Here is a 19812-nt window from a genome sequence, read left to right on the forward strand (position 1 = left end):
TTTTTCGCCGAATCGCTCCGAATATGGATTTTCGCGCAATTCCGGACGGAAAACCGCTGCGCATTTTTCCTGGAATTGCTCCCTATTCAACCAGCAAGTGACCAAGCCGGTCGATCTCTTCCGTCGTGGTCGCGAAGCTCGCGACGAAGCGGTAGATCGCTTCATTGTCGCCGAGATGGCCGTCGAAAGCCAGCGGCACGCCCCACTCATAGAATTTGGCGCCGGCGGCCTGCAGCCTGTCGGCAAGAGCGCGGTCGAGGATCGCGAACACTTCGTTGGCCTGCGGCAGCCAGGCGAGCCTGCCTGCAGGGGCGTCCTCGATCGTCTCGGCCAGATGCGCCGCCATCGCATTGGCGTGGCGCGCCATCCGCAGCCACAAATCATCGGCGAGATAGGCTTCGAACTGGGCCGAGATGAAGCGCGCCTTGGAAAAGGTCTGCCCGGCGCGCTGGCGTAGGAGGCGCAGATCGCGGCCGACTTCCGGGTTGAGGATCACCACCGCATCGGCCATCCAGCAGCCATTCTTGGTGCCGCCGAAAGAGATGAGGTCGACGCCGCTCTTCCAGGTCATCTCCGCCGGCGTGACGTCGGTCGCGGCAATCGCATTGGCAAAGCGCGCGCCGTCCATATGCAGCGGCAGTTTGTGGCGATGGCTGACCTCGGCGATCGCCTTGATGTCGTCGACCGTATAGACGGTGCCGACCTCGGTCGCCTGGGTGATCGTCACCGCCATCGGCTGGCCGCCCGGAGCGAGGTCCTGCGAATAGCGTTTGATCGCCTTGTCCAGAGCCTGCGGGTTGATGCGGCCCAGGGGACCTGGAACGGGCGCGACGCGCGCGCCGCCGGTGTAAAAACCCATCGCGCCGAACTCGTCGACATTCATATGCGCTTCGGAATGGCAAAGCGCGATGCCGCCGATACGGTTCAGCGCCGCCATCGAGAGCGCGTTGGCTGCTGTGCCGGTGGCGACGAAAAAAACCTGAACTTCGCGTTCGAAGATCTCGCTGAAGCGGCGGTAGACGGCGCGGTCGAGATCGCCGTCGCCATAGGCGGTCGCGGTGCCGGCGGCATGACGCGACAGGTTCGCCGCAATGTCGGGATGGACGCCCGCCCAGTTGTCGGATGCAAAGAACATCGAAAGGTCCGTGTCGTGATTTGGCAAAAGCGGCGCGACTTGACTGCTTCGGCGCGAGATGCGCAAGGGCCAATCGTTCGCAAAGTGGTGAAGCCAGCCGGCGACCACACCGGCTGGGATCAAAGCTTACGTTTGGCGATGCCGTCACGAAATTTTGTGTCGCGGCGAGGCCAAGATTTTTGTGAATCGGTCTTGTGCGGGTTCCCGATTTCTGTCATAAAAAATTTAGGACAGTAGTGCTGTCTTATTTTGTCGCACAAAACAGGCTGGACTGGCGTATCATCGCTGCCATTCCGGCCATTGTCGCGAGCGGCGGGTAGACGGCTCCGCTCTGACCTGTACGATACCGGATGCGAACCGGGCGTATGGCCGCATGGTTCGGCAAGACTTTCGCGAGACGTGCAGCAAGGATGAAGGGAAGCATTCTCGCTTCCCAAGGCAAACCAGCGCCCTGAGGGAAATCACCGCGCAAGGGTGCGGAATGGAGGATAGGACGATGACGGAACTGACGCCATCTGCGATCAACGGCCAGGCCGCGCAGACGAAAGCGGCAGCCGTCAAAAATCCGACTCGCCCGACCAACCGCTTGACCGCGCAAGGGCTCTACGATCCGCGCAACGAGCACGATGCCTGCGGCGTCGGCTTCATCGCCAACATGAAGGGCGTGAAGTCGCACCGGATCGTCGAGGACGGTCTGGCGATGCTGGAAAACCTCACCCACCGCGGCGCCGTCGGCGCCGATCCGCTGGTCGGCGACGGCGCCGGCGTGCTGGTGCAGATTCCGGACCAGTTCTTCCGCGAGGAAATGGCGGCAAAGGGCGTCGAACTGCCGCCGGCCGGCCAGTACGGCGTCGGCCACTGGTTCATGCCGCAGGACGCGGCACTTCGCGCCCATATCGAAGACATCATCGCCGAATCGGCGCAGTCCGAAGGTCTGCCGCTCATCGGCTTCCGCGACGTGCCGGTCGACAATTCGTCGCTGTCGAAAGCGCCGGAGATCGTCGCGTCCGAGCCGTTCCATCGTCAGGTGTTCATCGGCCGCACGGCCGACATTCCGGACGACGAGGAATATGAGGCAAGGCTCTACCTGCTGCGCAAGGTGATCTCGGGCCGCATCTATGCCGAGAACGACAACAAGGACATCGGGGCCTATTGCGTGTCGCTGTCGGCGCGCACCATCGTCTACAAGGGCATGTTCCTCGCCTACCAGGTCGGGGCCTATTACAAGGACCTCAAGGATCCGGGCTTCGAGACGGCGCTGATCCTCGTCCATCAACGCTTCTCGACCAACACCTTCCCGTCGTGGAAGCTCGCGCATCCCTACCGCATGGTCGCGCATAACGGCGAGATCAACACGGTGCGCGGCAACAACAACTGGATGGCGGCGCGTCAGGCGTCCGTCGATTCCGAGCTGTTCGGCAACAACATCTCGAAGCTCTGGCCGATCTCCTACGAAGGCCAGTCGGACACGGCGTGCTTCGACAACGCGCTCGAGTTCCTGTTCCAGGGCGGCTACAGCTTAAGCCACGCCATGATGATGCTGATCCCGGAAGCCTGGGCCGGCAACAAGCTCATGGACGCCGACCGCAAGGCCTTCTACGAGTACCACGCCGCGCTGATGGAGCCGTGGGACGGCCCGGCTGCGGTCGTCTTCACCGACGGCCGCCAGATCGGCGCCACGCTCGACCGCAACGGCCTGCGCCCGGCGCGTTACATCGTCACCGATGACGATCGCGTCATCATGGCTTCGGAGGCCGGCGTGCTGCCGGTGCCGGAGGAGAGGATCGTGCAGAAGTGGCGGCTGCAGCCCGGCCGCATGCTCCTGATCGACCTCGCCAAGGGCCGCATCGTCTCCGACGAGGAGATCAAGTCGGAGATCGCGACCAGGCACCCCTACAAGACCTGGCTCGCCAACACGCAGCTCATCCTGGAGGATTTGAAGCCGGTCGAGCCGCGCGCCTTGCGCAAGGACGTCAGCCTGCTCGATCGCCAGCAGGCCTTCGGCTACACGCAGGAAGACACCAAGCTTCTGATGGCGCCGATGGCGACCACCGGCCAGGAAGCGGTCGGCTCGATGGGCACAGACACGCCGATCTCGGCGATGTCGGACAAGTCGAAGCTGCTCTACACCTATTTCAAGCAGAACTTCGCCCAGGTCACCAATCCGCCGATCGACCCGATCCGCGAGGAGCTGGTGATGAGCCTGGTATCCTTCATCGGGCCGCGGCCGAACATCTTCGACCTGGTCGGCACGTCGCGCCGCAAGCGGCTCGAAGTGCGCCAGCCGATCCTGACCAATGGCGATCTCGAGAAGATCCGCTCCATCGGCCACACCGAGGACCGTTTCGACACCAAGACGATCGACATCACCTACGGCTCGAACGAAGGCGCGGCAGGCATGCAGGGCGCCATCGACAGGCTCTGCGAGCGGGCCGAGGCGGCGGTCGCCGGCGGCTACAACATCATCATCCTGTCGGACCGTCAGGTCGGGCCGGACCGGATCGCCATTCCCGTGCTTCTCGCCACCGCGGCGGTGCATCACCACTTGATCCGCAAGGGCCTGCGCACCTCCGTTGGCCTGGTCGTGGAATCCGGCGAGCCGCGCGAGGTGCACCATTTCTGCTGCCTGGCCGGCTACGGCGCCGAGGCGATCAACCCCTATCTCGCCTTCGACACGTTGCTCGACATGCACAAGCGCGGCGAGCTGCCGGCGGAGGTCGACGAATATGAAGTCGTCTCCCGCTACATCAAGTCGATCGGCAAGGGCATCCTCAAGGTGATGTCCAAGATGGGCATCTCCACCTATCAGTCCTATTGCGGCGCGCAGATCTTCGACGCCATCGGGCTCAAGTCGGATTTCGTCGAGAAGTATTTCACCGGCACCGCGACGCTGATCGAAGGCGTCGGATTGGACGAGATCGCGACCGAGACGCTCAGCCGCCACACCGACGCCTTCGGCAACGACCCGGTGTTGCGCAACAACCTCGATGTCGGCGGCGAGTACATGTTCCGCATGCGCGGCGAGGCGCATATGTGGTCGCCGGACGCGGTGGCCACCCTGCAGCACGCCGTGCGCCAGGGCTCCTGGGACACGTTCAAGGAATATTCGGCGCAGATCGACAGCGCGACAGCCAGAGCACGGACCATTCGCGGTCTGTTCAAGATCAAGCTGGCCGAGGAAACCGGCCGCAAGAAGGTCGCGATCGACGACGTCATGCCGGCGGCCGAGATCGTCAAGCGTTTCTCGACCGGGGCGATGTCCTTCGGTTCGATTTCCAGGGAAGCGCACACAACGCTGGCGCGCGCCATGAACACCATCGGCGGCAAGTCGAACACCGGCGAGGGCGGCGAAGAGGCCGACCGTTATCTTCCGCTGCCCGGCGGCGGCAAGAACCCGGAACGCTCGGCGATCAAGCAGGTCGCTTCGGGCCGGTTCGGTGTGACGGCGGAATACCTGGTCAACTCCGACGTCATGCAGATCAAGGTCGCGCAGGGCGCCAAGCCGGGCGAGGGCGGGCAGCTGCCCGGACACAAGGTCGACGCCACCATCGCCAAGGTCAGGCATTCGACCCCCGGCGTCGGCCTGATCTCGCCGCCGCCGCACCACGACATCTACTCGATCGAGGATCTGGCGCAGCTGATCTACGACCTGAAGAACGTCAACCCGGCGGCCGATGTCTCGGTCAAGCTGGTGTCGGAGGTCGGCGTCGGCACGGTTGCCGCGGGCGTCGCCAAGGCGCGCGCCGACCACATCACCATCTCGGGCTACGACGGCGGCACCGGCGCTTCGCCGCTGACCTCGCTCAAGCATGCCGGCAGCCCGTGGGAAATGGGCCTCGCCGAGACGCATCAGACGCTGGTGCTCAACGGACTGCGCTCCCGTGTGGCGCTGCAGGTCGATGGCGGCCTGCGCACCGGGCGCGACGTCATCATCGGCGCGCTGCTCGGTGCCGACGAGTTCGGCTTCTCGACCGCGCCGCTCATCGCGGCCGGCTGCATCATGATGCGCAAGTGCCACTTGAACACCTGCCCGGTCGGCGTGGCGACGCAGGATCCGGTGCTGCGCAAGCGCTTCAAGGGCACGCCCGAGCACGTCATCAACTTCTTCTTCTACGTGGCGGAAGAGGTACGCGCGCTGCTCGCCGAAATGGGCTTCACCCACCTCGACCAGATCATCGGCGACACCGACCTGTTGGAGAAGCGCGACGTGATCCAGCACTGGAAGGCGCGCGGGCTCGACTTCTCGAAGATGTTCTTCAAGCCCGACGCGCCGCATGAGGCGCTGCACTGGACCGAGCGGCAGAAGCATCCGATCGACGACGTGCTCGACCGCAAGCTGATCGAGCTGGCGAAGCCGGCGCTGGAAGCCAAGCAGCCCGTCACCATCGAGCTGCCGATCCGCAATGTCGACCGTTCGACGGGCGCGATGCTGTCGGGCGAAGTCGCCAAGCGCTTCAAGCACAAGGGTCTGCGCGAGGATACGATCACCGTCAAGCTCACCGGCACGGCCGGCCAGTCCTTCGGCGCGTTCCTGGCACGTGGCGTCTCCTTCGATCTGGTCGGCGCCGGCAACGACTATGTCGGCAAGGGCCTGTCGGGCGGCCGCATCGTCATCCGTCCGCCGCAAGAGGCCAAGATCATAGCCGCTGAATCGATCATCGTCGGCAACACGGTGCTCTATGGCGCCACCGAGGGCGAGGCCTATTTCGCCGGCGTCGCCGGCGAGCGCTTCGCGGTGCGCAATTCCGGCGTCGTCACCGTCGTCGAAGGCGTCGGCGACCATGGCTGCGAATACATGACCGGCGGCATCGTCGTCGTCATCGGCAAAACGGGGCGCAACTTCGCCGCCGGCATGTCGGGCGGCGTCGCTTACGTGCTCGACGAGAAGGGCGATTTCGCCGAGCGCTGCAACATGGCGATGGTCGAGCTGGAGCCGGTTCCGGAAGAGGACGACCTGATGGAGAAGCTGCTCCATCACGGCGGCGACCTCGACCACAAGGGACGCGTCGACGTCTCCGGCGACATGACCAGCCACGATGAGGAGCGGCTCTACCAGCTGATCTCGAACCACGTCCACTACACGGGTTCGGTGCGCGGCCGCGAGATCCTCGACAACTGGCAGAGCTTCCGGCCGAAATTCCGGAAAATCATGCCGGTCGAGTATCGCCGCGCGCTGATCGAGATGGAACGCATGCGCATGAGCGTGGCGGCGGAGTAGGCTTCGGGCATGGCCGGGGAGACAATGCCCCGGCCGGCATCCTCACCAACAATCCTGACCTCGGAACCAAGGTTGCCATGGCGGCCTTATGAGGTTAACGGGTGCGCCGACAAGCTAGGCTTTCGAGCGTGCCTTCGGACAGCAGGGACTGGACTATGGGCAAGGTAACAGGGTTTCTCGAGATCGACCGGCAGGTGCATAAGTACCAGCCTGCCTCGGACCGCATCCGGCATTTTCGCGAATTCACGCTGCCGATGTCGGACAAGGAGGTCGAGAAACAGGCCGCGCGCTGCATGGATTGCGGCATTCCGTTCTGCCACGGGCCGACCGGCTGCCCGATCCACAACCAGATCCCGGACTGGAACGACCTCGTCTACAATGGCGACTGGGACAGCGCGATCCGCAACCTGCATTCGACCAACAATTTCCCGGAGTTCACCGGCCGCATCTGCCCGGCGCCCTGCGAGGAAGCCTGCACGCTCAACCTCGAGGACATTCCGGTCGCCATCAAGACCGTCGAGCAGGCGATCGCAGACAAGGCTTACGAGACCGGCCACATCCGGCCCTATCCGCCGGAGAAGAAGACCGGCAAGCGGGTCGCCATCATCGGCTCCGGGCCGGCGGGCATGTCGGCGGCGCAACAGCTCGGCCGTGCCGGCCACGACGTGCATGTCTATGAGCGCGAGAGCCGGCCGGGCGGATTGATGCGCTACGGCATTCCCGACTTCAAGATCGAGAAGCATTACATCGACCGCCGCATCGAACAGATGCAGGGCGAGGGCGTGACCTTCCATTGCGGCGTCAATGTCGGCGTCGACAAGCCCGTTGCCGAGCTGCTGGCCGAATACGATGCCGTGCTCTATTGCGGCGGCTCGGAAACGCCGCGCCCCGCCAACATCCCTGGCGACGATCTCAGCGGCGTCTACGATGCGATGCCCTATCTGGTGCAGCAGAACCGCCGCGTCGGCGGCGAGCCGATCCAATCGGTGGCCTGGCCCTCACATCCGATCATCGCCGGCGGCCAGCATGTCGTGGTGGTCGGCGGCGGCGACACCGCGTCCGACTGCATCGGCACCGCCTTCCGGCAAGGCGCGGTGCGCGTGACGCAGCTCGACATCCGCCCGCAGCCGCCGGAGAAGGAAGACAAGCTTGCCGTCTGGCCCTATTGGGCGACCAAGATGCGTACGTCCTCCTCGCAGGCCGAGGGCGCGGAGCGCGAATTCCAGGTGGCGACGCTCGAGTTCATCGGCGAGGACGGCCAGCTGACCGGCGTCCGCTGCTGCGAGGTCGACGAAAAGCGCAAGCCGATCGCCGGTACCGAATTCGTCATCCGCGCCGATCTCGCCTTCATCGCCATCGGCTTTGCCGGTCCCGCGAGCGACAGCGTGATGAGGGAGCTCGAGGGCGAGATAAGGACCGTCACCGACAGCCGCCGCTCGAAGAATGTCGAGGCCAACGACAGCGACTACAAGACCAGCATCGACAAGCTCTACGCAGCGGGCGACGTGCGCCGCGGCCAGTCGCTGGTGGTGTGGGCGATCCGCGAGGGCCGCCAGGCGGCGCGCGCGATCGACGAGGCGCTGATGGGGTCGACGGTACTGCCCCGTTAACGATTGATTGCGGTCGTCGTGTCGGAGGCGGCGGCCGCGGCCGCCGGTTTCGGCGGCCAGGAAAAATCGTCGGCGCGGCCAGGCGAAGCGGCCGGCGCCTTGCCCTCGACGGTCAGCTTTTCACCAGGCAGGTTCGGATCGGCCTTGGCAGGCGGAGCGGCACCTAAAAGTTCCGTGCCGCCGTCGAGCGCCGGATCGCTGAGCAGCATCGGCGGCGTACGGTCGACGATGACCGGAGTTGCGGCGGGCTTCGACGCCTCGACCGGGGCGCCGGCCGGCGCGGAAACCGTCGTGACGCTTCCCGGCGCCGCCAGTCCGAGGATCTTCGCCAGCGGCTTTTCGGTATAGAAGGCAAGCTTGCGCTTGCCGGCCTTGGTGACGTTGATGCCGTCGTCGGAGCGCAGGCGCACCGGTTGGCCGTTGATGTCGGGGCCGGAGGTGACGAAGGCGCCGTTCTCATCGACGAAGCCGTCCCAGACATCGACGAACTCGCCGCCATGAGCCTGGGCGGCCGAATGATAGATGTCGTTGAAGGCCAGCATGTCCGAGGTCATCTTCGCCACCCGGAACGCCGGCATGCCGACCCACAGGAACGGCACCTTGCTATCTTGAATGGCCTTGCCCAGTGCATCGGTGCGGCGCTCGTATTCCTTGGTCCAGTTCTCGGAGCGCGGCTGCTCGCGCACGTCGCCGACACGCATCTGCTGGCGGTCGTTGGAGCCGAGCATGACCACCACCACGGACGGTTTCTCCGTCTCGATAAGCGACTTGATCTCGGCTGGCCAATTGTAGAAATCGTCGCGCACGAAGCCGGACGAGCCGTTGCTGCGCGAAACGATCCTGACGGCCGGATTGTCGGCAAAGGCGGTGTCGAGGCCCTCGGCCAGTCCGCTCGCCAGGAAATCGCCGACCACCAGCACGACGCGGGCATCCGGCGTCTTTTCGACGATCGGCGTCTCCGGTTCGGCCGGCGGGCGCGGCTTGGGTTTCTTCTTTGGTTTCGGCCTTGCCTGCTGGATGTCGGCCGGGGGCTCGATGCGTTCGCTGCGGCGCGGGAACAGGAGGTCGCGCAGCGACCAGCCGCGGCTTTCCTCCTGTGCGAAAGCAGGCGAATGGAAGGCGCTGGAGCCGGCGACGGCAAGCACGGCCACGGCCAGGACGAGGATCGGCAGGCGGCGAACGATCAGCCAGATGCGCGCAACCGAAACCAATCGCTTCTCCATCCCTTGGCGCATGACCATGCAAAATGCGGGAAAGTCATGCGCAAGCCGAAGCGCTGCAGCATCCCTTGCGGTATCTCAAAGGATGCTTGACGCCACGGGCGGCTCTACTGCTTGCGGAGCCATTTCAGCACTTCCAAGCTCGGATAGCCATCCTGTGTCAAGCCGACCTTTGCCTGGTAAGCCATGATGGCGGCCTTCGATCCGTCGCCGATCTTGCCGTCGAACTTGCCGTCATAATAGCCGTGCTCGGAAAGCCGCTTCTGCAACTCCTGGCGTTGCTCGAAGGTGAGCTTGGTGAAGGGCCGCTGCCAGTCCTGCACAAGGCCTGTGCCGCCGGCGATCTCGTCGGCGAGAAGGCCGACGGCCAAAGCGTATTTGTCGGCATTGTTGTAGGCCTTGATGACCGAAAAATTCCTGATCATCAGGAAGGACGGTCCGCCCCTGCCGTCCGGCACCTTCAAAGTCGCCTTGTCCGTCAGGTTCCGGAACGGCTTGCCATTGGCCCTGACGACGCCGAGCGCCTGCCATTGCGCCAGCGTCTTCGATCCGGCGGGCAGCTTGCCGGGCGGAATGGTGACCTCATAGCCCCAGGTCTTGCCGGCCTGCCAGCCGTTCTTCTTCAAGAGATTGGCGGAGGTCGCCAGCGCGTCGGGGATCGAGTTCCAGATGTCGCGCCGGCCGTTGCCGTCCATGTCGACCGCGTAGCGCTGGTAGCTGGTCGGGATGAACTGGGTCTGGCCCATCGCGCCGGCCCAGGAACCCATCAGATGGCTTTCGTCGATGTCGCCGGTCTGCAGGATCTTCAGCGCGGCGATCAACTGGGTGCGGGCATATTTCGACCGCTTCGGGTCGCCATAGGCAAGGGTCGCCAGCGAGCGGATGACATTGCGCATGATGTCGTCGCGCTTGAGGGTCTCGCCATAGTTCGATTCCATCGACCAGATGGCGAGAAGGATGTTGCGGTCGACACCGAACCGCGCCTCGATGCGATCCAGCCACGGCTTCCATTTGCGCGCCATTGCCTGACCGTTGGCCACCGACTGGTCATGCACGCGGTTGTCGAAATAATCCCAGGCGGGAGCGGTGAACTCCGGCTGGGTGCGGGCCTTTTCCAGCACGACCGGGTCGGGCTCGATGCCCCTCATGGCCTGGTCATAGACAGCACCCGAAACGCCGCCCGAAACCGCAGCGGCGCGGAAGCCCGCGACCCACTGGCGGAACCCCGCATCGGCGAAAGCGGGTCCGGCAGGCATCAGCAAGGCAAGCGTCAGGCCGGCGGCCGTCACCATTGCCGTCAGGCGCCTTGCGGTGTTGCGAACGGACATCTTTTCCTCCTTCGTCAAATCAGGAAGGATCATTCAACGCCGAACCGGGTTAGTATTTAGTTTACCATAGGTGCCGCCGAGTACGAAAAGAGCGATCGCGGCTTTATGCCAGCACGTTCAACTCGGCGTTCGGTAGTTCAACATTCCGGCGCGAAAATGTCAGGGGGGATTGCGGAGCACCTCGCCGAGCGGATAATGGGCTCAAAACGGATGGGGTCGAGCATGAAGCGAGTTCGCAAGGCAGTTTTCCCGGTCGCCGGCCTCGGCACACGGTTCCTTCCGGCCACCAAAGCCATTCCGAAGGAGATGCTGACCGTCGTCGACCGGCCGGTCATCCAGTATGTGGTCGACGAGGCGCGCGAGGCCGGTATCGAGCATTTCATCTTCGTGACCGGGCGCAACAAGGCGGTCATCGAGGATCACTTCGACGTCCAGTTCGAGCTCTACGACACGCTGGCCCAGCGCGGCAAGGACGACCAGCTCGCGCGCCTGCAACGCCTGCAGCCGGCACCCGGCCAGACCAGCTTCACGCGCCAGCAAGTGCCGATGGGGCTTGGCCATGCCGTCTGGTGCGCGCGCGAGCTTGTCGGCAACGAACCGTTCGCGCTGCTGTTGCCGGACATGATCATGCAGTCGGAGAAAAGCTGCATGAAGGACATGGTCGAGCTTTACGCCGAGACCGGCAACAACATCATCGCGGTGCAGGAATGCGATCCGGCCGAGGCGCACAAATACGGCATCGTCGGCCGTGGCGAGGACACTCATCACGGCTTCCGCATCACCGGCATGGTGGAGAAGCCGAAGCCGGGCACCGCGCCCTCCAATCTCTTCATCAACGGGCGCTACATCCTGCAGCCGGAGATCTTCGGCATCCTCGAAAGCCAGGAGCGCGGCGCAGGCAACGAGATCCAGCTGACGGATGCGATGCTGAAGCTGGAGAAGCAGCAGCCCTTCTACGGCTATCATTACAAGGGACGCACCTTCGACTGCGGCTCGCCGGAAGGCTTCGTCGAGGCCAACGTCGCCTTCGCGCTCTGGCGCAACGATATGAACGAGAGCATGGCCGGCGTCATCCGCACCCTGCTGGATGAAGTGCGGCCGGCGGAGCGGCGCGGCGCGGCGTTTTAGGCTACACCCTCAGCCGCACAGCCTTCAGCGCTGCACCTTCAGGCCGAGATAGACGCTGTTGGCGACGTAGTCGCGACCGGGCAGGTTGCTGGTCAGCTTTTCCGTCCTCACCCGTGTGGTGAGGCCTGCATAGCGGTTCAGCCACCAAGTCATGCCCGCCTCGGCGCTCAAGATCAGGTCATGGCCGTCGGAGCCGGTGTAATCGCGCCAGTCGAGGCCAAGCGACGAATTCGCCGTCAGGTTGGCGCGGACCTGCCGCTCGCCGGTAAGGCGGCTCGAGTAGAGGACATCGCCGCTCTCGTTTGCCGCGGTCGTGCTCTCGACGGTGGTCCTTCCGGTGAGGCCGATAATGGTGCCGCGCTCGGGCGACCATTTGAGATCGGCATTGACGTATGGGCCGGCATTGGCCGGCAAGCGGTCATCATCGATGGCTTCGCGCAGCCATCCGACGGAAAATTCGCCGGACAGCTTGTCATCCATGTCGAGCTCGAGGCCGGCGCGGGCGCCGAGCCGCGTCGAGGAGCGCTCGAAACCGTTGCTGTCGAGGCGCAGATCATAGATCCGCCGGCCGGCCTCCGCCTCGACGAAGGGCGTGAGGGCCGGCGAGACCTGATAGCCGGTGCGCAAGGTCGCCGAATAGAGCGTGGAGTCGCGATCCTTCTGCGACAGGACGGTGCCGTCCGAGAGTTTGGCGTCGCCGTAGAAGTCGTGCGTGACCGCGCCGGTCAGCGTGTAGCGCATCTTGCCGACGTCCTTCTCGATGCCGAGGCTGCCGTCTACGGTCTGCCGCAGCGGCTGCGAGGTGACACCGGCAATCGCATCGGGCGAAGATGCCGATTCCGGCACCGCTTCATAGCCGAGCTTGGCGATGGCGCGCAGCTCGTTGTCGAGGTCGACATTGAGTTGGCCCTCGATCCGGCCCTGCGCGTCATTGATCTTCTGGCCCGAAAGCGTGTTGCGGAAGATGCCGTAGCCGTCGATGACGGCCGAGTTCTCGCGCCAGTCCGAGGTGGCGGAGAAACGCAGCGCCGTCTCGGACAGCACCGCCGACCTGCCGCCGCTGCTGCCGTCGGCATTGGACGTCGCGGTGAAGCCTTGCTCCAGCGTCGGCCGGAAGACAAAGGTTCCGAGCTTGATGCCGGGGGCGGCGAAGGGATCATCCTCCGGTTTCACCTTCTGGCCTTCGATCGATCCGGTGCGCTCAGCGCCGGGATCGAGCTTCTGCCGGTCGACGCTGTCGATGGTGAGGGCGCGGCGGTTCGTGTCGACATCCTCGGTGGCCGCGGTGTCGGCCCGGTCGTCGGCAGCGGTGGTCTTGGCCGTGCTGTCGTTGGCCTTGCCGGGTTTCTTTTTCACCTTTTTCTTGTCGGCGGCCTTGGTGTCGCCTTTCGTGCCGGCATCGGCTGCGCGCTGCCTGGCGGTCGAAGGCCGGCGCGGCCGGGCCGCGGTCAAATTGTCGGCGAAAGGGTCGTCGATCGCCTGCGGCTGGTCGAAGATGCTCCCCGTCGCGCCCGCTGTCTGGTCGTCGTCGGGCACCGCGCCCGGGCTTGCCGGCTCATATGGGTTAGCAGGTGTCTGGTCCTCGGCCGTCTGAGCTGCCGGAGCCGCCTGATCCGGCGATCCCTGCGCGCGCAACTGTCTCGCTTTGCGCTGCTGGTCGGCCAGAATCGCCGATTCCGAGACCTCGCCGCGCAGCTCGGTTTCCTGCGCGAAGACCGGCGCCGGGCGCAGCAAGGCAAGTACGCTCGCCGCCACCAGCAGCGTGCTGACGGCTATGCCCTTTCGACCTCTTCTCGTTTCAGGCTGGGGCCCCGACATCGTCACCACTGCTTGCGCGGCGCAGGCGCGCCATACTTACCGGACCGTAAATGCGGATGGTTAACGGAGGGTTGAAACGGGCCGGTTCCACCGCCCCCGACGCACGCGGGACGGGAATTCCGTTGGACAGGCGGGCGACATGGCGCTAATGGCTTCTGCCATGCATGCGGGGTCCCCAGGAAGGAAGCAGCCGGACAGGCAGGCTGCGATCGAATCGGCGCTGAGAACGGTGGCGACGGAGCAGACTGGCGTCGCGGCGCTTGCCGCTGCGCTCGGCGATGGCTTGGCCGAGCCGTTCGGGGCCGCGGTGGACATCATCTCGCGGATCGAAGGCCGCGTCATCGTCACCGGTGTCGGCAAGAGCGGCCATATCGGCTCCAAGATCGCCGCCACGCTCGCTTCGACCGGCACGCCTGCCTTCTTCGTCCATCCGGCCGAGGCCAATCATGGCGATCTCGGCATGATCGCCAAGGATGACGCCATCATCGCCATGTCCTGGTCCGGCGAAAGCAAGGAACTGATGGGCATCGTCGCCTATTCCAGGCGCTTTTCGATCCCGCTGATCGCCATCACCTCCGGCGAGACTTCGGCGCTGGCACGGGCCGCGGACGTGATGCTGCTCCTGCCGGTCGTGCCCGAGGCCTGCCCGCACGGGCTGGCGCCGACGACATCGACGCTTCTCCAACTGGTCATGGGCGATGCGCTGGCGATTGCGCTGCTCGAGGCGCGCGGCTTCACGCCGGATCACTTCCGGACCTTGCATCCGGGCGGGCAGCTTGGCGCCAATCTGACCTTGGTGTCAGAGATCATGAGGACCGGCGATCAGGTTCCGCTTGCCCTTCTCGGCACCAAGATGCCGGAAGCGGTGATGACGCTGTCACAGAAGAAAGTCGGTTGCGTCTGCATCGTCGATACGAACGGCAAACTGGTCGGGATCGTCACCGACGGCGACGTCGCGCGCAACCTGCATCGCAATCTGGCCAACGTCACCGTCGACGAGGTCATGACCCGCACCCCCAAGACGATCGATCCTCAGACGCTTGCGGGCACGGCGATCGCGATGCTCAACGAGCACAATATCGGCGCGTTGGTTGTGATCAAGAACAACATGCCGGTGGGCGTGGTTCACTTCCACGATCTTCTGCGCATCGGCGCCGCTTAGGATGCATCGATATTCGAGCGAGGCCGGCCTGCAAATGGCGGCTTTCTGCGCTTTTTGGTCAGACAGCTTCGACGGTCAGCTCCAGGTCGGTATCCGCCGCGCCTGTAACGCGCACTTGCGCGCCCGCCGGCAGGTCCGGGCCGGAGACGCGCCACAGCGTGTCTCCCAGCCTGATGCGGCCGCGGCCGTTCTGGATCGGTTCGGCCAGCGTTGCCGTGCGGCCGACCATCTGCGCGCCGCGACGGTTGAGCAGCGGCTGATCGACCTCGCCGGCGCGCGCTGCCGTCAGCCTCTTGCCGACGAAGGCCGAGATCACGGACAGGACGAGGAAGGCCAGAACCTGAACCTGCCACGTCCAAATGGCGCCGTTCAATTCGGCCTGCCACGGCCAGATGGCGGCATAGCCGATGAGCAGCGAGATCGCGCCGACGATCAGCGCCGCGAGGCCGATCCAGAGCATGAACACGCCAGGCGCCACGATTTCCATCACCAGGAGCACGAAGCCGAGAACCATCCAGTTCCAGGGGCCGAGCTCCGAAACGATGCGGTCGATCATTGACGTTCTCTCCAACCAGACAGCGTCACATCAGTTGTCGCTTGGCCGCACGACCGGCGGGCGCGAGACCTGCCGCTGCGTGCCGGAAGCGCCGTCACCCTTGAAGACCTCGCGGGCGATCTCGCCGATGCCGCCCAGAGAACCGATCAGCGACGAGGCTTCGAACGGCATCAGCACGATCTTGTTGTTGCTGGACGAGCCGATCTTGGCCAGCGCCTCGGTGTATTTCTGCGCGACGAAGTAGTTGATGGCCTGCACGTCGCCCTTGGCGATGGCTTCCGACACCACCTGCGTCGCCTTGGCCTCGGCCTCGGCCGAGCGCTCGCGCGCCTCGGCGTCGCGGAAGGCGGCTTCCCTGCGGCCCTCGGCCTCGAGGATCTGCGACTGCTTCAAGCCTTCGGCCGCGAGGATCTGGGCGCGCTTGTCGCGCTCGGCCATCATCTGGCGACCCATCGACTCCACCAGATTGGCCGGCGGGTTGATGTCCTTGATCTCGACGCGGGTGATCTTGATGCCCCACGGATGCGCCGCCTCGTCGACGACACGCAGCAGGCGCTCGTTGATGGCGTCGCGATTGGACAGCAGTTCGTCGAGGTCCATCGAACCCATGACGGTGCGGATGTTGGTCATGGTGAGGTTGAGGATGGCGTTCTGCAGCCCGGCCACCTGGTAAGCGGCCTGCGCGGCGTTCAGCACCTGGTAGAAGGCGACGCCATCGACGCCGACGATGGCGTTGTCGCGGGTGATGATCTCCTGCGTCGGGACATCGAGCACCTGCTCCATCATGTTCATCTTGGCGCCGACGCGCTCGAAGATCGGGTTGATGATGTTGAGGCCGGGCGTCAGCGTCTTGGTGTACCGCCCGAAACGCTCCACCGTGTAGTTGTAACCTTGCGGCACCGTCTTGATGCCCTTGAAAAGAAGGATGACGACGAGAAGGACAAGAACAATGATTGCAATATCGAAACCGCTGAAGCCCATTTCGTTTCTCCCTCAAAAGGCGGCGACCTCACGAAATCACTTAAGTGTGTTTCCGTAACGTTACAATCAGGTGATCATGAATATTGGTTAGCGGAGCTTTTGCACACCGGTTTCAAGGTCTGTCGGTGAAGACCGTCACACCCAGCCGGACAGCTCGCGCCGCACCAGCGCTTCGATCACCGCCATGCCCTCGGTGCTGTCGTTGAGGCAGGGGATATGAGTGAAGTCCTTGCCGCCGGCATGGTGGAAGGTCTCGGCCGCCTCGCGGCCGATCTCGTCCAACGTCTCGATGCAGTCGACGGAAAAGCCGGGATTGACGACAGCGATCGACTTGACGCCGTCCTTCGCCAGTTTCTCGACGGTGACGTCGGTGTAGGGCTGCAGCCACTCCTGCGCGCCGAAGCGCGACTGGAAGGTGGTGATGAGCTTCTTCTCGTCCCAGCCGAGCCTCGCCCGCAGCAACCGGGTCGTCTCCAGACAATGCGCGCGATAGGGATCGCCCTTGTCGGAATAGGGCTTCGGGATGCCATGGTAGGAGGTGATGACCACCTCCGGCACGAAGTCGAGCGTCGCCAGATGCTTCTCGATCGAACGGGCGAGCGCCTCGATATAGACCGGCTCGTCATAATAGGGCGGCATGCTGCGGATCGCCGGCGCATGCCTGATCCTCATCAGCGCGCGGAACAGCTGGTCATTGGCGGTTGCCGTCGTCGTCGCCGAATATTGCGGATAGATCGGAAAGGTGAGGATGCGCTCGCAGCCTTGCTCGACCAGCCGTCGGGCGACGTCCGCCGTCGAGGGATTGCCATAACGCATCGCCCAGTCGACCACGACGTTCGGCAGGTCACCAAGCGCGCCGCTAAGCTTCTCGGCCTGCGAGCGGGTGAAGGTGCGCAGCGGCGATTCGTTCTTTTCGGTGTTCCAGATCCTGGCGTAATTGGCGCCCGACTTTTTCGGCCGGGTGGTGAGAACCAGCCCGTAGAGGATCGGATACCAGATCGCCTTGTTGAGCTCGATGACGCGCGGATCGGAGAGGAATTCCCTGAGATAGCGCCACATCGGCTTGAATTCGGTGCCATCCGGCGTGCCTAGATTGATCAGCATGATGCCGATCTTGCCCGATTTCGCCGGCGCGGCGCCCGCCAGCGCCGGATCGGCGGCTTTCGCATCGGCAGGGCTGGCAAGCGTCATCAACCGTCTCCGGGCACCGAAGGTTGGGGCAGTTCAGCGTTTTCACGGAAACGCTGAACTGCTCCAGCTGTTTGTTTTTACGCAATTCCAGACGAAAAACCGTGCAAACTCTCCTGGAATTGCGTTGAGCGCCCGCGAAACTAGCGACGCCGCGCCGGTTTTCAATGCTGCGTCTGGCCGCACCGTAGAGCGAGATGCCTATTCATTGAATTGCCGTCTCGCTCTACGATTCTGTTTTTAAGCATGATCTTCTCCGAAAAGTCTGCAACTTTTCGGGATCATGCTCCATCGCGTTCCAGCCTGAAAACGGAACACCCGCCCGGTTTCCTGGGCGGGTGCCATGGATGCCCGAGGGCTTACTTTGCGGCCGGCGGGATGGTCAGCGTCGCGCCGAGCGGCAGACGGCGCGGCCTGTAGTCCTTGTTGGCCTCGGAGATCAGCTTCCATTTGGCGCCGTCGCCATAATTTTTCTTGGCCAAATCCCAGTAGGTGTCGCCGGCGGCGATCACGTGGCTGGTTTCTGGGCTGGTCGCGGCGCTAGCCTGGGCAGGCTTGGCCTCGGCAGGGGCTGGCGCGGTCGTCTCAGCAGGCTTCGCCGGTTCGGCGGCCGGCGCCGCCGGCACTGTCTCGGCCGAAACGGTCGGCGGCGTGCCGGCGATGTCGCCGGAATTGGACGGCAAGTCCGGCATTGCAGGCTCGGCGGTCGCCGGCGCTGTCTCGGCCGGCTTCGCGGGTTCGGCGGCCGGCGCCGTCGTCTCGGCAGGCTTTGCCGGCTCTGCTGCCGCTACCGTCGCTCCGACCTCGGTGATGCGGCCGTCGAGTTTCGGCGTGTAGGGCCGGTGCGCGCCGAGATAATCGGCCACCACCTGCTCCAGGCCCGGGCCGTAGTCATAGGCGTCCGTGGCCTTCTCGGCGAAGACCTTGTAGCCGTCGCCGCCCTGGCGGACGTAGTTGTTGGTGGCGACGAGATACTGCTTGTCCGGGTTGATCGGCGCCCAGGCGCCGTTCTCCATCACCTCGACCGATTTGACGCGGCCGGCATTGGGCGCGACCGACTTGTCGAAGGAGTATTTCAGCCCGGCCACCTGCGGGAAGCGGCCGGCACCGTCCTCGATCTGGCTGAGGCCGCTTTCCAGCCCTGCGACCAGATCCTTGCCGGAGATCTTGAACGTCGCCAGCGTGTTCTGGAACGGGAGGACGGTCAGCACCTCGCCCATGGTCACGGTGCCCTGGTCGATCGAGGCGCGCAGGCCGCCGCCGTTCGAGATGACGATCTCGACGCCCTGGCCCTTGACGCGATCGAGGACGGCGTCAGAGACGAGATTGCCCATTTCGCATTCGCGGGCGCGGCAATTCTCGCGGCTGCCGTCGATCGGCTTGGTGGTCTCGGCGACCTCCTTGTTCTTCAGCGCCTCGATCGGTGCGCCAAGCTCCTTGATGCGGGCAAGAACGGCTGGATCGGGTGTGATCGACTTGTCGAGGAAGATCGGGTCGCCGCTCGCTTCCTTGACGACGCCATTGTCGTCGAACACGACCTTGAACTCGCCGAGATATTTCGAATAGGACGCCGCCTGCACCACCGGCACCTTGTAGCCGTCGGGGTTGTCGACCATCGTCGGATAGGGGCCCGCCGCCTTGGGGTCGGTGTTGGACAGCAGCGTGTGGCTGTGGCCGCCGACCACCACGTCGACGCCCGGGATCTTGGCGATCACGTCGCGCTCGCGGTTGTAGCCGATATGGGTCACCGCGATGATCTTGTTGATGCCCTGCGCCTTCAGTTTCTCGACCTCGGCCGTGATCGACTTGACGTCGTCAGCGATGGCAATGTTCTGACCTGGCGAGGCAAGCTCCGGCGTGTCGTTGGTGACGGCGCCGACAATGCCGATCTTCTGGCCGCCGACCTCGACGACCATCGATGGCTTGATCTTGCCCGCCGCGCCGGATTTGTCGTTGGGCACGACGTTGGCGCTGACGATCGGGAACTTCGCCTTGTCGAGGTAAGGCACCAGCGCGCTCTCGCCGTCGTCGAATTCATGATTGCCGAGCGTCACAGCGTCGGGCTTTATCTGATTGAGAAATTCCTCCTCCGCGGCACCCTTGTAGGTGATGTAGAACAGCGATCCCTGGAAGCTGTCGCCTGCATTGAGCAGCAACACGTTCTGCCCCTCGAGCTTCTTGCGCTCCTGCGCGATCGCGGTGACCAGCCGGCCGGCGCCGCCAATGCACTCGCCTTTGGTTTCCTCTTCGGCAGAACAGGTCGACTCGTATTTGTTGTTGCCTTCGATGCGGCTGTGCCAGTCGTTGAAATGCAGGATGTTCAGCGTGTAGTCGGCAAAGGATGCTCCGGCCGACATGCCAAGCGTCGAGGCAGACAGAGCTAGAACGGCGGCAATCTTCTTCATCTTCGTCTCCCGGATAAGCTGACCTGTAGTGCTTAATGCCCTCGCTTGACTGGAAATAACAGT

General features: G+C 64.3%; 12 protein-coding genes. 4 read left to right on the forward strand and 8 right to left on the reverse strand.

Annotated features, from left to right (window positions below; all coding sequences use genetic code 11):
- Positions 1 to 82: 82 nt before the first annotated feature.
- A complete protein-coding gene (locus QAZ47_RS11620; protein ID WP_278233321.1) occupies positions 83 to 1135 on the reverse strand; it encodes a low specificity L-threonine aldolase in 1053 nt (350 codons plus the stop codon).
- Positions 1136 to 1631: 496 nt separating this feature from the next.
- Here QAZ47_RS11620 and gltB point away from each other — a divergent pair, with 496 nt between their 5' ends.
- On the forward strand, positions 1632 to 6353 hold the full coding sequence (gltB, locus tag QAZ47_RS11625; RefSeq protein WP_278233322.1) for a glutamate synthase large subunit: 4722 nt from the start codon (positions 1632 to 1634) through the stop codon (positions 6351 to 6353).
- 155 nt (positions 6354 to 6508) lie between these two features.
- Positions 6509 to 7963, forward strand: coding sequence for a glutamate synthase subunit beta (locus QAZ47_RS11630; protein ID WP_278233323.1), 1455 nt, complete (start codon positions 6509 to 6511; stop codon positions 7961 to 7963).
- On the opposite strand, the gene QAZ47_RS11635 is transcribed toward QAZ47_RS11630, so the two are convergent.
- The gene (locus QAZ47_RS11635; RefSeq protein ID WP_278233324.1) at positions 7960 to 9174 is read right to left on the reverse strand and encodes a DUF459 domain-containing protein; all 1215 of its coding nucleotides are present in this window, start codon (positions 9172 to 9174) and stop codon (positions 7960 to 7962) included. The two genes, QAZ47_RS11630 and QAZ47_RS11635, sit on opposite strands and share 4 nt — an antisense overlap.
- Positions 9175 to 9290: 116 nt before the next feature.
- Complete coding sequence (locus QAZ47_RS11640) at positions 9291 to 10511, reverse strand: lytic murein transglycosylase (RefSeq protein WP_278233325.1); 1221 nt, start codon at positions 10509 to 10511, stop codon at positions 9291 to 9293.
- 222 nt (positions 10512 to 10733) lie between these two features.
- Between QAZ47_RS11640 and galU the strand changes: the two genes are divergently transcribed.
- Complete coding sequence (gene galU, locus QAZ47_RS11645) at positions 10734 to 11639, forward strand: UTP--glucose-1-phosphate uridylyltransferase GalU (protein ID WP_278074549.1); 906 nt, start codon at positions 10734 to 10736, stop codon at positions 11637 to 11639.
- A gap of 24 nt (positions 11640 to 11663) precedes the next feature.
- On the opposite strand, the gene QAZ47_RS11650 is transcribed toward galU, so the two are convergent.
- Positions 11664 to 13457 carry an outer membrane beta-barrel protein gene (locus tag QAZ47_RS11650; protein WP_278233326.1) on the reverse strand — a complete coding sequence of 598 codons (1794 nt, stop codon included), beginning with the start codon at positions 13455 to 13457 and terminating at the stop codon, positions 11664 to 11666.
- Positions 13458 to 13617: 160 nt separating this feature from the next.
- On the opposite strand from QAZ47_RS11650, the gene QAZ47_RS11655 reads away from it, so the two are divergent.
- Complete coding sequence (locus tag QAZ47_RS11655) at positions 13618 to 14619, forward strand: KpsF/GutQ family sugar-phosphate isomerase (RefSeq protein ID WP_278233327.1); 1002 nt, start codon at positions 13618 to 13620, stop codon at positions 14617 to 14619.
- Positions 14620 to 14677: 58 nt separating this feature from the next.
- On the opposite strand, the gene QAZ47_RS11660 is transcribed toward QAZ47_RS11655, so the two are convergent.
- The 4 genes from QAZ47_RS11660 to QAZ47_RS11675 form a co-directional block, all read right to left on the reverse strand.
- Complete coding sequence (locus QAZ47_RS11660) at positions 14678 to 15175, reverse strand: NfeD family protein (protein ID WP_278233328.1); 498 nt, start codon at positions 15173 to 15175, stop codon at positions 14678 to 14680.
- 30 nt (positions 15176 to 15205) lie between these two features.
- Complete coding sequence (locus tag QAZ47_RS11665) at positions 15206 to 16156, reverse strand: SPFH domain-containing protein (RefSeq protein ID WP_278074545.1); 951 nt, start codon at positions 16154 to 16156, stop codon at positions 15206 to 15208.
- Between the two features lie 135 nt (positions 16157 to 16291).
- Positions 16292 to 17347, reverse strand: a complete 1056-nt coding sequence (hemH, locus tag QAZ47_RS11670) for a ferrochelatase (RefSeq protein WP_278233329.1) — start codon at positions 17345 to 17347, stop codon at positions 16292 to 16294.
- 356 nt (positions 17348 to 17703) lie between these two features.
- A complete protein-coding gene (locus tag QAZ47_RS11675) occupies positions 17704 to 19749 on the reverse strand; it encodes a 5'-nucleotidase C-terminal domain-containing protein (RefSeq protein WP_278233330.1) in 2046 nt (681 codons plus the stop codon).
- Positions 19750 to 19812: the final 63 nt, after the last annotated feature.

The sequence above is a fragment of the Mesorhizobium sp. WSM4904 genome (assembly GCF_029674545.1).
Taxonomy (GTDB): domain Bacteria; phylum Pseudomonadota; class Alphaproteobacteria; order Rhizobiales; family Rhizobiaceae; genus Mesorhizobium.